The following is a 14,347-nucleotide window of genomic DNA, read 5'->3' as shown; positions in this document are numbered from 1 at the left end:
AGCCGCTGCCGCTCGTCAGGCGAAGGCAGCGGCGACGGTCTCCGAGAGCAACGCACCGTTGTGCGTGCTCAGCCCGGCTTTGAGACCCGAGTCCGCCTCGCAGGCAGCTTCCCAACCCTTGTCGGCGAGTGCGACGACGTACGGCAGGGTCGCGTTGGTGAGCGCGTAGGTGGAGGTGCGCGGTACGGCACCGGGCATGTTGGCGACGCAGTAGAACACCGACTCGTGCACCTTGTAGGTGGGATCGGCATGGGTGGTGGCGTGCGAATCCTCGAAGCAGCCGCCTTGATCGATGGCGATGTCGACCAGAACCGAACCCGGCTTCATGCGCTGAACCAGGCTGTTGGACACGAGTTTCGGTGCCTTGGCTCCGGGCACCAGCACTGCGCCGATGACGAGATCTGCTGCGAGAACGGCCTGTTCGAGTTCGTACGCATTCGACACCAGAGTCTTGACGGCACCGCGGTACTGATCGTCGATGGCGCGCAGCGCCTTCACGTCGAGATCGAGCACGGTGACGTCGGCGTGCATGCCGAAAGCGATTGCGGTGGCGTTCTTTCCGGAGACTCCGGCTCCGATCACCACGACGTTGGCGGGTCGCACTCCGGGAACTCCGCCCATCAGAACTCCGCGGCCGCCCTCACTGGACATCAGGTGGTAGGCACCGGCCTGCGGGGCGAGTCGTCCGGCGACTTCACTCATCGGCGCGAGCAGCGGCAGCGAACCGTCCGGCGCAGTGACGGTCTCGTAGGCGATGGCGGTGGTACCCGACTCCAGGAGCGCATCGGTGCACGCCTTGGACGCCGCGAGATGCAGGTAGGTGAACAGCACCTGCCCCTTGCGCAGGCGTGAATACTCTTCGGCGATAGGTTCTTTGACCTTCAGCAGCAGCTCGGCCGATTCCCAGACCTCGGCGGCATCGGTGAGGATCTGCGCACCGGCGGCCTTGTAGTCGGTATCGGTGAACGACGAACCGGCTCCCGCTTCGGTTTCGATGATCACTTCGTGTCCTCGCGAGACCAGTTCGTGCACGCCCGCCGGGGTGATGGCTACCCGGTATTCGTGGTTCTTGATCTCGCGTGGAATTCCGATCTTCATGGCGGCCTCCTCGGTGGTGGGTGACGTGAAGCCGTGGCTCCATCCGTGTAGGCCAACTATGAATTATCTACGAAATACCTGCAACGGATGTGAACAAAATTCTGTACGATCGCCGAATGGCGAGCAATAGTTCATTCGAGACGGGTGGAGCGGGCACTCAGCCGAACGATGTTCGGTCGATTCCACTGGACCGGATCGACCACATCCTGCTCGACGAGCTCCGTCGCGACGCTCGCACACCCAACAACGCACTCGCCGCTGCGGCCGGTATTGCACCGTCGACCGCACTGGCGCGGGTTCGCGGGCTCGTCGAGCGCGGCGTCATCCGCGGCTTCCACGCCGAGATCGATCCCGAGGCACTCGGCCAGGGCATCCAGGCCATGATCTCGGTTCGGCTGCAAGCAGATGCTCGCCGACGCATCAGCGAATTCGGATCGAAGATCGCCTCACGGAAGGAAACGCTGAACATCTACTTCATTGCCGGTGCGGACGACTTCCTGGTGCATGTGGCGACCGTCGACACCGCCACGCTTCGTGATTTCGTCGTCGAGAATCTCAGCGCCGACCCCGCTGTGGCCGCCACCGAGACCATCCTGATCTTCGAGCACATCCGACCGCGAAACACACACGCGGACAAGTGAGTTCGATCAGGGTGCAGCAGGAGCGACCGGTGGGAACACCGGCAACGTGAAGTCCGGGAAACCCGGGATCAGAGGAGGCGGCTGCTGCGTCGTCGGAGGAACGCTCTCGACGGGCGGCGGAGCAGGCTCGGCCGTCGTCGTGGTCGGCTCCGGCGTCCACGGCTCCTGGTAGACCTCGGTCTCCGGCGGCACCGTGGTCGGTTCGACGGAAGTGGTCGGTGCCGGCGCGGGCGGCGGCAGGACAGGAGCGGGTGTGACCGACGTGGGCGGTGCCGTGGTGGTGACAGCAGGAGCTTGGGTCTGACTGCGACTGACCGAGGTGTCGACCACCTGCGGTGTGTTCTGCTGGGTGAGCATGAACGCCGAGACGCCCACCACCAGCGCGAGACCGAGCGCGAGAACGCCTCCGGTGCGGAGCTTGCGCCGAGCCCGGGTGCGATCGTCCTCGCCGTCGTCGTCGTCGTAATCGGCGTCGAGCCAGTAGACGTTCTTCAGCTGGAACGGAACCGGCTTGCCGTCGTCTTCTGCCTCGGTCCGGGCAGCAGAGCCCTCGGCAGACGGATCCCCCGTGTTCGCGCTCACCGCAACGACCTCCCCGTCGACCCGCGCCCCCTGCACGTGGTCGTCGAGAACATCTTCCACTACCGGTGACGTGTCCGGAACCGAATCGACTGCAACGGATTCGGCGGAGTCGGTGAATCTGGAGGATGCGAACCCTGCCGCCGTACCGGCGGGCTCGACCGGCATCTCGGAAACCGTGTCCCGAGAATGCGAGCCCTCGGTGAGCGGTGCCTCGACCTGCGCCGCCGCGATCCAGGGCCGGGCGGGGACAGGACGCGCTGCCGTGGGAGCCGGAACCGGTCGGACCGGCGCGGGTAGCGGAGGCGGCACTGGAGTGGACACCGGCTCCGAGCGCACCCGCGATGCGGGTTCGGCTGCGATCGACGTTGTGGACTCCACCGGCCGACCGGCGTCCGGTACGCGTCGCGTCACGGTGCGTGTGCGCGAATGCGGCCGAGCGGCCAGTGCCGCTCCACGTGCCGCGACGGTCTCGGGCTCGGTCGGCACGATCGACGGCAGTTCGAGCAGCGGTCCGACTCGTTTCTGCACGATCGGCATGCGGGCACCGCCGCCGATCAGGACGACGGCGTCGATGGGAACGTTGGCCCCGATCATCACCTCGCGCGCGAACTCGACGGCCTCGTCGAGCAGGTCGGTGATCAGCAGCTCGAAGTTCTCACGCGAGAGCAGGATCATGCCGCTCGCATCCGGCAGACACACGGCGTCCTGAGTGGACAGGCGTTCCTTGGCGATTCGGCATCGCTTCTCGAACAGGGAAATGTCGGGGTCGGTCGACTGCTTGCCGAGGCGTTGGAGCTGATTGTTGCGCACGTAGGCGTCGAACAGATCCCCGCTGTACTCACCGGATCGCTGCGAGGCGATGACGGTGCGTTGCACCAGGTCCACGACGCTGACGGTCAGTCCGGAACTTCCGAGGTCGAACAGGGCGACGGAGCTGCAGTTGCGCGCTTCGCCCGTTGCGGCCAGGTATTCGACGACAGCTTCCACCTCGTGGACCAGGTGGTAGTTGTGCAGGTGCGCCCCGGCGAGGGCAGCATGCAGCGCGTCGGCCTGGCGGGGGTCGCGGTACGCGACGCCGGTGGAGAGTTCGGGCTCGGTTTCGGCTGCAGCACCGATCGATTCGGCGGCCAGATGCGGAAGGTCTCCGCCGACGCTGTCGATGAGTTCGTTGCGGAAGAACAGAGGCCGGTCGATGTCGGTGACCAGGCCCGAAGGGTCGGCGACGGGTGCCCCGAACTGCTCGGCTCGGGGCTGCGCCGTGCGCACGGCCCGGGTCCCCATGGACACCCCAAGCAGCACAGTCACGGTCTTCGGCCTCACTTCGATCGGCAGTTGTCTTGGGACGCGAAACAGCTCGTCCAGAGCGCCAGGCTACCGCTTCGGCCGAATCGGCGGGGCGCGCGCCCCGGAGGCGGGCGCACCCGGACGTGACGAAACCCGTCTCGCTCCCCATAGGGCCGGCACGAACCGAACCCGCGGTCTATTCCGGCAGCTCCGCATCGACAGCCGGTAAGTACAACTCGCCGTCGTAGGTGAACACCCGCTCGTACAGGTCCGCGTCGGACAGTCGGGCCGGCCCCAGGACGGGCAACTCGGCGGGACCGGGAGCGGCCCCGTCGGCCGGACCGGCGGCGGCGGAGAGCTGCGCGGCGAACGTGGAATCCACGGGAACCTGCTGCTCGATCAAAGGAGTGGGCGGCGGCGTGTTTCCCCTGGTGAACACCAGTCCCACCACCGCAACGATCAACAGGCTCACGGCAGCGAGCACGGACGCATCACGCACCGACCAGGTGCGTGAGCCGCGGCGAACCGGCTCGGCGACGACACCGGGCTCGGGTGAGGGTTCGAGAACCGCGGGTTCGAGAACATCGGGCTGCAGGAGTGCAGGTTCGTCGAGGTCGACGGCTGCCGGGTCCGTATCGAAGGTGGTCGACGGGATCGTCAGATCCTCGGTCGCGAGCTGGTCGACGGTCAGGCCGTCGACCATCCACTCCTCGACGGTGTCGAGGCCGGTCGTCTCCGGTGCATCGAGTGTGTCGGGTGCGGCGAGGGTGTCTGGTGCGGCGAGCACCTCGGGCGCATCGAGCAGTTCCGACGCATCGTCCGGGACAGTGATGATTCCCACATCGGCGTCGAGGGGGGCTTCGACGGGTCTTTCGTCGAGTGCCGCCCCCTTGGCGACGGCCATCGCAGGCGCGTCGGGCACGTGGACGGGAACGTTCCACTTGTCTTCGATTATGGTGCGCACCGCGGGAATGCCTGCACCGCCGCCGATCAGCAGTACTGCGTCGGGGGCCTGCTTGGAGGCCCAGTCCAATGCATCGGAGACGAGCGGGGTGATCTCTCGCTCGAATTCTTTACGGCTGAGCAACATCGGACCGCGGTTGGGTGCCCGGACGCCAACCGACGAGCTGACCAACTCTTTGAGCTCACGGAAGAAGGCCTGATATTCCTGATCGCCCTCGGGTCCGACCGGAGCAGGGAGGATGCCCTTGGCCATCACGATGCCTCGAACCACTTCGTCGAAGCGGTCGCCACTGATGTCGACGGTGCGTGCGGTCCACTCGACGTACTCGCCCGCGACATCGAGTGCGGTTGCCGAGAGCCCCTTCTTGCCCAGGTCAACGACCAGCACGTAGTCCTTGTCGGCCAGTTCCGGAACGGTGCGGGCGTAGGCGAGCAGGGCGCGGGACTCCTCGACCATGCGGGCTTTCGGAACAGTGCCGTCGCCGAGGGTCTCCAGCAACGCCGTCACCGCTGCGGTGTCCCATCCGGCCAGCACGATGTCTTCGAACGGCCCGAGGTCGACGAGCTTGCCGGGCAGCAGGTCGTGTGCGCCCTCGGCATCGATGGAGTCCTCGAGGCGGCGGCCGTCGGCGATGTACGCGATGCGCACGGCACCGGTACCCACTGACACCCCGCAGACTCCACCCATCGACCAGACAGTCCTTCACAGATTGTGTTTCGACGCCCGATCCGGCGCCCGTACGAGCCCCCGCTCCACTCGAAGTGTACGGCGGTCCAGAAGCCCGATGCGGGCATCCCGGTAACGCTACTAAACAATCTACGATATTGTTTGGAGGGGTCTGGGGAGACTTTGGGTCGAAAAGGCGCACAGCCAGCCGACCCTGAGTCGACGACGAGGCCGTCCGGTCTCGTGGTTAACGCGATCGGTGGAGGTTTCGATGCAGACGCTCAATGCTCACGACGTGGTTCGAGTGCGAACCGTGCTGGAGAAATTCGGAAAGCTTCCGGTTCCCGTGGAGGGCATCGACGAGGCCGCCGATCTCTACGACAGCGGTCTCACCTCGCACGCCAGCGTCAACGTCATGATCGCGCTCGAGGACGAATTCGACGTCGAGTTCCCCGACACCATGCTGCAGAAGTCGACGTTCGGCAGCATCAGCGCGATCGCCGCGGCCATCGCCCAGCTGACGGACTGAGGCCATGACCACCGTCTACGAGAGCTCGATCGACCAGTCGATCACCGACGTGCTGGCCGTACTGCGGACCTATGCCGACGAGGTCGACCGCGATGCCCGTTTTCCCACCGAATCGGTGGATGCGCTGCGCGACGCCGGCCTGCTCGGGGTCGGAATTCCGCGGGAGTTCGGCGGAGGCGGGGCAACACTGACCGACATCGCCCGGATCTCGCGCGCCCTCGGTGCCGAGTGCGCATCGACGGCGATGATCTTCGTGATGCACCAGTCGCAGGTGCTCAGCATCGTCCGCCACGGCAAGTCCGACGCCATGGCAGACCTGCAGCGTCGCATTGTGACCGATCGCATACTGGTGGCGTCGGCCACCACCGAGATCAACATCGGTGGCGACGTCCGTTCGAGCAGCTGTGCGGTGGAGTACGACGGTGAGCAGATCACGCTCAGCAAGAACGCACCGGTCATCTCGTACGGCGAGTACGCACAGATCGTGTTGGCGACGGCGCGGCGCAGCGTCGACAGCCCGCCGAGCGATCAGGTGCTCGTGGTGTGCGAGAAGCCCGACGTGACGCTCGTCAAGACCGGCACCTGGGACACCCTCGGCTTCCGTGGCACCTGCAGCCCCGGCTTCATGCTGGACGCACGCACCACGACGTCGAACATCCTGGGCGACAACTACGGCGATATCTCCGCTCAGACCATGCTTCCGGTTGCGCACGTGCTGTGGGGATCGGCGTGGCTCGGCATTGCCGACGCGGCGGTCACCAAGGCCCGCAAGTCGGTACAGAAGGCCGCACGCAAGACTCCGGGAACGCCGCCGCCGAGCGCGCTTCGCCTCGCGGAGCTGATGGTGGTGCACGAGCAGTTGGTGGACACGGTGTTCGGTGCCGCAGCCAAGTTCGAGGCCGTCGCCGACAGTCCGGCCGAGCTCGGAGCCATCGGCTTCGCGCTCAAGATCAACAACGTCAAGGTCACCGCGTCGACGCTCGTCATCGACATCGTCGGCAAGGCACTGCAGATCTGCGGCATCTCCGGGTACCGACAGGACGGCGAGATGAGCATCGGCCGTCATCTTCGGGACGCGCACGGGTCCGCGATCATGGTCAGCAACGAACGCATCCTGGGGCACAACGCCCAGCTCTCCCTCGTCTACAAGGGAAAATAATGACCACCACACACTCCGCACCGGAGACAGACATCAGCGAACTCGACTCCGCCCGAGCGTCTTTTCGCGCCGAGCTGATCGACGCCGGCTTGCTGGTACCCAGCTCGATCCCCGGTTTGTACGGGCGCAGTGGCGAATTCGAGGACATCATCGAGTTCGTCGACGCCCGCGTCACCGAGGCCGGGGTCGCCGAGCACGGCCGTCAGGCCACGCGGTTCCGATTCGCTCCGGTCTTCCCCCGGGAAGCGTTCGAGCGCACCGACTACATCGCGTCGTTCCCCAACCTCACCGGTGCCATCAACACGTTCGAGGGCGACAACAAGGAACATGCAGCGTTGTTGGCGGAGAGGTCCGACGGAAAGGACTGGGATCACTTTCTGCATTCGGCGGGCACCATGCTGGTCTCGGCCGCCTGCCATCCGTCGTACTCGATGCTCACCGGCACGCTGCCCGAAGAGGGCACGCTGATGGACATCTACGGCTACTGCTTCCGGCACGAGCCCGCGGTGGATCCGGCTCGGATGCAGGCATTTCGGATGCACGAGTTCGTTCGAGTCGGCACTCCCGACGAGGCGGTCGCACACCGCGAACGCTGGGTACCGCGCGGCCTCCAGGTACTGGCAGATCTGGGACTGGAAGCCGAGGCGGTCATCGCCAACGACCCCTTCTTCGGTCGCGCCGGACGCATGCTCGCGGCGAACCAGCGCAACGAGAATCTCAAGACCGAGCTGGTCGTCAAGCTCTACGGAGATCTCGACGAGGGCACCGCGGTCGTCTCGTGCAACTGCCACCGTGATCACTTCGGGCACACCTTCGGCATCGAGACCGCCGACGGCGAACCCGCCCACAGCGCATGCGTCGGTTTCGGTATGGAGCGCATCGCACTGGCGATGCTCCGCACCCACGGACTCGATCGGTCGGGCTGGCCTGCCGCACTGCGCAACTGACCGACACCGCTTTACCCGTGTACGTACACGAAGGACTCATTGAAGTGAACTTCTCCCGCACCGCGCCCCGGCGCATCGGCTCAGTTCCCGCCGAGTCCTCTTCGCGTACGGCGGGCGGCAAGTACCCGATGTGGTTCGGCCCGTCCGACTCACCGCTGTTCGGCACCGTCCACGTGCCGTCCGGCGGTCGGGCACGCGGCGGGGTCGTCCTGTGCCCGCCGCTCGGCAAGGAGCAGGTCGACTCGTATCGCGGCATGACCCTGCTGGCGCAGAAGCTCTGTGCGCAGGGACTTCTGGTGCTGCGGTTCGACTACCGCGGTACCGGTGATTCGTGGGGCGATCAGGATCAGCCCGGCGCGGTCGCACACTGGCAGCGGAGCATCGTCGAGGCCGTCGACTACGTTCGCGGTTGCGGGGTGACCGAGGTCGGCCTCGTCGGTCTGCGCGTCGGTGCCTTGTTGGCGTGTTCGGTCGCCGCCGAGTGCGGGCCGCTCACCGCGATGACGCTGTGGGATCCGGTCGTCAAAGGACGGTCGTATCTGCACGAGCAGCGCGCACTGTATTCGGTGAGCGTGACCACCGACTCCGACGCAGATCCCAGGGTGTCGATCATCGGCGCTGTGCTGCATCCGGATTCGGCCGCGGACTTCTCCGCGCTCGATGCCGCGAAGACGAAGACGGATGCGCCGGTGCTGGTCGCCACCCGCGCCGAGCGAGGCGATACCAAGCCGGTACGCAAGCTCGTCGAGGCTCTCTCGGCTCAGGAGCACACGCTGACCGCGCACGACGACTTTCTCGAGCCGAGCGACTTCGAGGTCATCATCCCGACGTCCGACATCGCTCACCTCGCGACGTGGACGGCGTCCAAGTTCCCGGCGGTACCCGCCGCCGAGCTCGAGGTGAAGCGTCGGTCGCGGTTCGTGGTCGACGGAATTCACGAGAACATCGAATATCTGGGCGACCAACAGCTTTTCGCGATTCGGTCCACCTCGGATCGATGCCGGGCCGGTGGACCGACCGTGGTGCTGTACCCCACCGCCAACGAGCACCGCGTCGGTCCGGTGCGCATGTGGGTGGAACTGGCCCGGCTCCTGCCTCGATTCGGGGTCTCCACGGTGCGTTTCGATCGACGCGGCACCGGCGAGAGCGGCAGCGTCTGCGACGGCGAGTTGACCCGGCTCTACAGCGACGAGGGCAACGAGGACGCTCTCACTGCCGTCCGACAGTCCGGAACCACCCCGGACAACGTCCTGGTGGCCGGAATGTGCTCCGGCTCCTGGTATTCCAGCTTCGCCGCCCGGGAACTGGGGGTTCGTTCCGCGGTCTTGCTCAACACCCTCGACTGGACCACTCGTCGTCTCGAATTCGTCAAGCGCTCGTCGATGCACACAGAGGAGACGGGACTGCGGGCTCGCGCACTCGATCGTCTGCACCACTGGGGTGTGGCGACCAAGAATGCACTGCAGCCGCGGATTCCGTATGCCCTGTGGATCTGGCTCGGGCGACGCGGACTGATCCAGGTTCCCGAGATCTCGCTGCGCATTCTCAGCGACCGTCAGGTGCAGACGCGAGTTCTGCTCTCCCCCAGCGACACCGCCTGGTTCGAGACCAACCGCGGCCCGGAGGGAATGCGCCGGCTCCAGCGCCGATCGTCCGTACCCACCGTCACCTCCTTCGAGTCCGGTGATCACTCGCTCTACGGTCGCGATCTGCGAGAGAACGTGCGCGCCGAACTTCTCGCGGCCACTGCTGCTGCCTTCGACATCGAGATCGCCGCACCGTCGCCTCCCGTGCCGGTGGGGAAGGTTCGATTGTGAAGCACCGCGCTCCCAGGATCCTGCCGCCCAAGCACGAACAGCTCGAACAGCTTCGGTGGTATCCGGTCGAGCCGGCTCGGTTCGACCTGGGTCTGATGAACAGCCCGACGATGCCGGTGCAGACCGTGCCTCGGCACGATGCCGTGCACTCGGTCGACGTATCTCCGGTCGCCGAGGAGGCCACCCGGCACCCGGCACCCGAGACGGGGCCGGGATCGAAGGCGTCCGATCGCAACCTCGCGCTCAATTCGATGGCCCTGATGCTCTCGACGGCCATCACCGGCGCACTCGGCCTGCTGTTCTGGGCTGCGGCCGGCCGGCTCTATCCCGTGGCGGAGGTGGGCAGCGCGTCGGCGGTCATCACCTCCGCGGTGATGCTCTCGACGCTGTCCAATCTGAGCCTCGGTTCGATGTACGAGCGGTTCCTGCCGATCTCGGGCCGGTTGGCCAAGACGTTCATCGTGCGCGGCTACCTCACCGTCACCGCGTTCGCGTTCGTGCTCGGCGGCGGCTTCCTGCTGGTTGCGCCGGTAGACGAGATGTTCACCAACACCGCGGAGATCGTCTCGTTCCCGTTCTTCGTCGCCGTGCTCGCGGTGTTCGCGCTGCAGGATCAGACGTCGTCCGGCCTGGGCGTCGCTCGCTGGGCGGCTGCCAAGAACGTCTTCCACGCCGTCTTCAAGTTCGTCATGCTGTTGGCGCTCTTCGCAACCGAGCGCAGTACCTCGATCATTTCTGCCTGGGCGGTCCCCGCGATCGTGGCGTCGATCTTCGTCCTGCGCGCGATCATGAAGAACGTCCGCACCGAACAGCGGTACGCCGGCAAGCCGGATCTGCCGCCCCGGCGTGAGATGTGGGCCTACTTCGGCTCGGCGTACGGCATCACCGCGCTGGGATCGCTCGCTCCGCTGCTGGTGCCGATGATCGTCGTCGCCACCCTCGGCGCCGAGCAGAACGCCTACTTCTCGCTCACCTGGTCGATCGTCAGCGCTCTGTACATTCTGATCAGCGTGTTGATCGGACCGTACGTGGCCGAGGTCGCCGCCCACCCCGAACAGTTCCACCGCCTGACCAAGCGGTTCATGACCCTGGTGTGCATCGTCGCGGTGGGTGGGTCGATCTTCCTGGCCTTCTTCGCACCGTTCGGTCTGGGGTTGATCGGCCAGGGCTACCGCGACCAGGGCACCATAATCGTGCAACTGGCCGCGCTGACCATCCCGCTCTCGGTTGTCGGTTCCCTCTACGACGGTTTGGCGCGGGTCCGTCGACGCATGCGATTGGCCGTGATCGTGCAGGTCGTGGCCACCTCGATCATCATCGGCGGATCGATCGGCCTGTCGTCGTCGATGGGCATCGCGGCCGTCGGCTGGGCGTACCTCGCCGCAGAGGCGTTCGGTGCCGTCGTGCTGATCGTGCCGCTCGTGCGCTGGATCCGCGAGCTGTCCGCAGGCAGCTCCGGCGAGTCCGGTGACGACCAGGGCCCGTCGGGCTCCCCCGGACCCCGCGGGCCGATCGACGACAGCGACGCCCGTGCACCTCGATCGCGTCATCGAGAGCCCCGCCACGGCGAGCCCCGACACGCCGAACCTCGACACCGTGAACCGCCTCGCCGCGAGCCACAGGACGGTCCGCCGCCCCTCGACGAATCGTCACCGCGTCGTATCCCTGTCCACGCCCAGCACAGGACGGCACCATGACTCAGACATATCGCGCCAGTTCGTTGGACATGCTGCGGTCCGATTCGCGCATCGTGACCGTGCTGGGACCCGCCGACTTCGGCGATCTCGCACGAGTGCAGAGCCGGGTACTGGCCCTGGCCTCGATCGGTCCTGCGACGCGGCTGGGTCTGCGCGCCGACCAATCTTCGGCGGGCTGGGTCTACGAGCCGGAGCGGGTACTCGAGCACATCGCCGAGGGACCCGCCGTCGGTCACGAGCAGTTGGCCAAGGAACTCACCGTGTTCTCGCACGCGTCCGTGCCCGAAATTCCTCTTCGACTTCGTCTGGCGGGCCGCTACCTGTTCCTCGATCTCAATCACGGTCTCGGCGACGCTCTGTTGCCGGTCGATCTGTTCGCGTACCTGGCCGACGCACGCCCCGACGCACCGCTTCCGACGTGGGCAGACAGTGCCGTCGACGGCCACCCACTTCGAAAAGCACTGCTGCGCTGGATCATTCGAAATCCCAGGAACGTCGTCGACACGCTCTACGACCGCGTACGTCCCGGCTCGAAGCGCGAATCCACGGTCATGGCCGCCGCACCCGACACCGCATCGCCGACGGCTTTTCGGCCGTGGGCACCGTCCGCTGCGGTGGCCACCGTGGTAACGCCGTCGGGTACCACCGATGCGATCCGGCAGTGGCGAGAATCCCACCTGCCCGGCGCGAGTGTCAGCGCGGTGATGTGCGCGGCCGTGGCCGCGGCGTTCGCGCGCACATCGTTCTCGCTCGATCGTTCCGCAGCTTTTCTCTTCGACTGCCGCCGCTACCTTCCGCTGTCGGCGGTCGTGCTCGGTAACTTCGCTGCCGGGATCCGGTTCTCGGACATCGATCCCACCTCGGCCGGGGAGGTGCACGGGGCACTGTCCGGTGCCATCGCCAAGGGCCGTCCGATCGCATCCGCGACGATCAGCACCATCAAGTACAAGCGCGAACACAAGGCCGTCTCCGGGGTGTTCGGCGACCGCGTCCCGGTGGATCCGAAGGTCCAGCTCATGTACTCCGATCTCGGTAGAGTCAGGCAGTTGGAGCAGATCTCCTGGGTTGCCGAGCCCGCCGACCGCGCCTTCTTCGTGATCGCCGATCCGGGCCAACCGGAGTCGGTGATGATCACGATGGAGACCATCGATTCGGTCGTGTTCGTCTCGGCGTCGTTCCACGACAATGTTTTCGACAGCCACACCGTGCAATCCGCACTCGATCTCGTAGCAGCGAACCCCCTCGCATTGCTGGCCCCTCAGGAGAAGACTGCATGACCACCGAAGCGAAGCGCCCCACGAAACCCGAAGCGAACCGGCCATCGTCGAGCACGCAGGCACCGGTGCGATCGGGCTTCGTCGCCCATGTCGCTCGTTGGGCAGGGTTGTCGGTGGTGCAGTTCGTCCTCGTCGAGTACATCGTCTCGGCCACGTGGCGCGGGCTCTACAGCTACCGGAACAACTACATCAGCGAACTCGGAATCCCGTTCTGCGGTCCCACCGGCAACTGGCCGTGCAGCCAGCTCTACGTCTTGCTCAACGCCTCGATGGTGCTGTTCGGTGTGGCGATCGCGGCAGTGGGCGCATCCTGGTACATCGTCCGCCGGATCGACGGTAGAGCCGCGTCGTTCTTCCTCGTCGCAGGCGTGGGTGCCATCACCGCAGGCGTCGTCAACCAGGGCGTGAACTACCCGATCCATTCGTTCGGTGCCACCGCGTTCTTCGTCTTCGGAAACTTCGGCCTCGTCATCGCCGGCGGGCATCGGAGTCTGCGACGCAGCATTCGCACCGTCGTGACCGCACTCGGTGCCGTCGGTCTGGCCGGATACTTCGCCTACATGAGCGGTCACGAATTCGGCCTCGGCATCGGCACCATGGAACGCATCGCCACCTATGCCCTTCTCGTGGGCATAGTCGTGCTGTCGGTCTCGCAGTTCAACGCGACGCGAGTACCGAAGAACGTCGACGAGACCGCGTGAGTCGTCACGCCGCATCGAGCCGAGAGTCCGGAGCGGGGACCGTCGAGGTTTCGCGGCTACCCGGAACCGGGCTCATCGTCGAGCCTCCACGACGGCGCTGGCCGTCCGTTCTGGCGTTCCTCATCGTCCTGGGATTGGTTGTGACCGGCACCGTGTACGGGATGACGCACCGCTCCGATCCCGGCGGCACTGCGCAGGGCACAGTCGACGCCACCTCCACGACGTCGGCGTCCAACACTGCAGCCACCAAGCCCGGATTCACCGTCTACGACGACTTCTCGGGGACGGCGGGCGATGCGGTGGCGGACGACCGGTGGAGTCACGATGTCGGACAGACCGGTTGGGGCAACAACGAGAAGCAGGACTACACCGATTCGACCGAGAATTCGTCTCTCGACGGCGACGGCAACATGGTCATCAAGGCCATGCGCAACGGTGATGGGTACACCTCGGCCCGAGTGACCACCAAGGACAAGTTCGAGTTCACCTACGGCCGCATCGAAGCTCGGATCAAGATGCCCGCCGGAGCAGGCCTGCATCCGGCGTTCTGGATGCTTGGTACCGACCTGGACTCCGTCGGCTGGCCGCTCTCGGGCGAGATCGACGTCATGGAGACGCTGAACCAGGCCGATCAGTACCACACCGGAATCCATGCCCCCCAACCCGATTCGTTGACGAGTCAGAAGGTCGACGCGGGCGGAATCCCGCCGGAGCCGCTGTCCGAGAACTTCCACACCTACTGGGTCGAGCGTTCACCGGGTCGCGTGACCACCGGTATCGACGGCACCACCTTGGCCACCGTCACTCCGGACGACCTGATCGGCGGCGACGACTACTGGGTCTTCGACAAGCCGTTCTTCCTGCTGTTCAACGTCGCCGTCGCCGGCGACTGGCCCGGTCCAACCGACAACTCCACGCCGTTCCCGGCGACCATGACGGTCGACTGGGTGCGGTATCGCGCCGACTGAGACTCCGCTCCACCTGC

Annotated in this window: 12 protein-coding genes; 9 read left to right on the top strand and 3 right to left on the bottom strand. The window is 66.0% G+C overall.

Annotated elements, in window-relative coordinates; all coding sequences use genetic code 11:
• Window positions 1–15 precede the first annotated feature (15 nt).
• The gene (gene ald / locus CH271_RS04600; protein WP_037194034.1) at window positions 16–1,098 is read right to left on the bottom strand and encodes an alanine dehydrogenase; all 1,083 of its coding nucleotides are present in this window, start codon (window positions 1,096–1,098) and stop codon (window positions 16–18) included.
• A 116-nt stretch (window positions 1,099–1,214) separates the two neighbouring features.
• On the opposite strand from ald, the gene CH271_RS04595 reads away from it, so the two are divergent.
• On the top strand, window positions 1,215–1,739 hold the full coding sequence (locus CH271_RS04595) for an Lrp/AsnC family transcriptional regulator (protein WP_170945762.1): 525 nt from the start codon (window positions 1,215–1,217) through the stop codon (window positions 1,737–1,739).
• 6 nt (window positions 1,740–1,745) lie between these two features.
• Here CH271_RS04595 and CH271_RS04590 read toward each other — a convergent pair whose 3' ends face one another.
• The gene (locus CH271_RS04590; protein WP_094633157.1) at window positions 1,746–3,626 is read right to left on the bottom strand and encodes an Hsp70 family protein; all 1,881 of its coding nucleotides are present in this window, start codon (window positions 3,624–3,626) and stop codon (window positions 1,746–1,748) included.
• A gap of 175 nt (window positions 3,627–3,801) precedes the next feature.
• Window positions 3,802–5,238 carry a hypothetical protein gene (locus CH271_RS04585; RefSeq protein WP_143546005.1) on the bottom strand — a complete coding sequence of 479 codons (1,437 nt, stop codon included), beginning with the start codon at window positions 5,236–5,238 and terminating at the stop codon, window positions 3,802–3,804.
• Window positions 5,239–5,506: 268 nt separating this feature from the next.
• On the opposite strand from CH271_RS04585, the gene CH271_RS04580 reads away from it, so the two are divergent.
• Genes CH271_RS04580 through CH271_RS04545 form a run of 8 tightly spaced genes read left to right on the top strand, consistent with a single transcriptional unit; the run spans window position 5,507 to window position 14,330 of the window.
• The gene (locus CH271_RS04580; protein WP_037194242.1) at window positions 5,507–5,764 is read left to right on the top strand and encodes an acyl carrier protein; all 258 of its coding nucleotides are present in this window, start codon (window positions 5,507–5,509) and stop codon (window positions 5,762–5,764) included.
• A 4-nt stretch (window positions 5,765–5,768) separates the two neighbouring features.
• Window positions 5,769–6,923, top strand: coding sequence for an acyl-CoA dehydrogenase family protein (locus CH271_RS04575; protein ID WP_037194029.1), 1,155 nt, complete (start codon window positions 5,769–5,771; stop codon window positions 6,921–6,923).
• Window positions 6,923–7,870 carry an amino acid--[acyl-carrier-protein] ligase gene (locus CH271_RS04570; RefSeq protein ID WP_037194027.1) on the top strand — a complete coding sequence of 316 codons (948 nt, stop codon included), beginning with the start codon at window positions 6,923–6,925 and terminating at the stop codon, window positions 7,868–7,870. Before CH271_RS04575 ends, CH271_RS04570 begins: the two co-directional genes overlap by 1 nt.
• A gap of 44 nt (window positions 7,871–7,914) precedes the next feature.
• The gene (locus CH271_RS04565) at window positions 7,915–9,687 is read left to right on the top strand and encodes an alpha/beta fold hydrolase (RefSeq protein ID WP_256986274.1); all 1,773 of its coding nucleotides are present in this window, start codon (window positions 7,915–7,917) and stop codon (window positions 9,685–9,687) included.
• Window positions 9,684–11,384, top strand: coding sequence for a lipopolysaccharide biosynthesis protein (locus CH271_RS04560; protein WP_179274817.1), 1,701 nt, complete (start codon window positions 9,684–9,686; stop codon window positions 11,382–11,384). Before CH271_RS04565 ends, CH271_RS04560 begins: the two co-directional genes overlap by 4 nt.
• Window positions 11,381–12,661, top strand: a complete 1,281-nt coding sequence (locus CH271_RS04555; protein WP_094632824.1) for a hypothetical protein — start codon at window positions 11,381–11,383, stop codon at window positions 12,659–12,661. Before CH271_RS04560 ends, CH271_RS04555 begins: the two co-directional genes overlap by 4 nt.
• Window positions 12,658–13,362: a DUF998 domain-containing protein gene (locus CH271_RS04550; RefSeq protein ID WP_052047957.1), complete on the top strand. Its 705-nt coding sequence runs from the start codon at window positions 12,658–12,660 to the stop codon at window positions 13,360–13,362. The genes CH271_RS04555 and CH271_RS04550 overlap by 4 nt, the downstream gene beginning before the upstream one ends.
• Entirely contained in the window at window positions 13,359–14,330 is a 972-nt protein-coding gene (locus tag CH271_RS04545; protein WP_230596395.1) for a glycoside hydrolase family 16 protein, read from the top strand. The genes CH271_RS04550 and CH271_RS04545 overlap by 4 nt, the downstream gene beginning before the upstream one ends.
• Window positions 14,331–14,347 lie beyond the last annotated feature (17 nt).

This window comes from Rhodococcus sp. 05-340-2, assembly GCF_002258915.1.
Taxonomy (GTDB): Bacteria; Actinomycetota; Actinomycetes; order Mycobacteriales; family Mycobacteriaceae; genus Rhodococcoides.
This window is presented reverse-complemented; position numbering and strand designations above follow the sequence as displayed.

Bases quoted from the DNA above. Each gene is read 5' to 3' on its own strand.
- ald (WP_037194034.1), bottom strand. From the start codon at position 1,098: ATGAAGATCGGAATTCCACGCGAGATCAAGAACCACGAATACCGGGTA.
- CH271_RS04595 (WP_170945762.1), top strand. From the start codon at position 1,215: ATGGCGAGCAATAGTTCATTCGAGACGGGTGGAGCGGGCACTCAGCCG.
- CH271_RS04580 (WP_037194242.1), top strand. From the start codon at position 5,507: ATGCAGACGCTCAATGCTCACGACGTGGTTCGAGTGCGAACCGTGCTG.
- CH271_RS04575 (WP_037194029.1), top strand. From the start codon at position 5,769: ATGACCACCGTCTACGAGAGCTCGATCGACCAGTCGATCACCGACGTG.
- CH271_RS04570 (WP_037194027.1), top strand. From the start codon at position 6,923: ATGACCACCACACACTCCGCACCGGAGACAGACATCAGCGAACTCGAC.
- CH271_RS04555 (WP_094632824.1), top strand. From the start codon at position 11,381: ATGACTCAGACATATCGCGCCAGTTCGTTGGACATGCTGCGGTCCGAT.
- CH271_RS04550 (WP_052047957.1), top strand. From the start codon at position 12,658: ATGACCACCGAAGCGAAGCGCCCCACGAAACCCGAAGCGAACCGGCCA.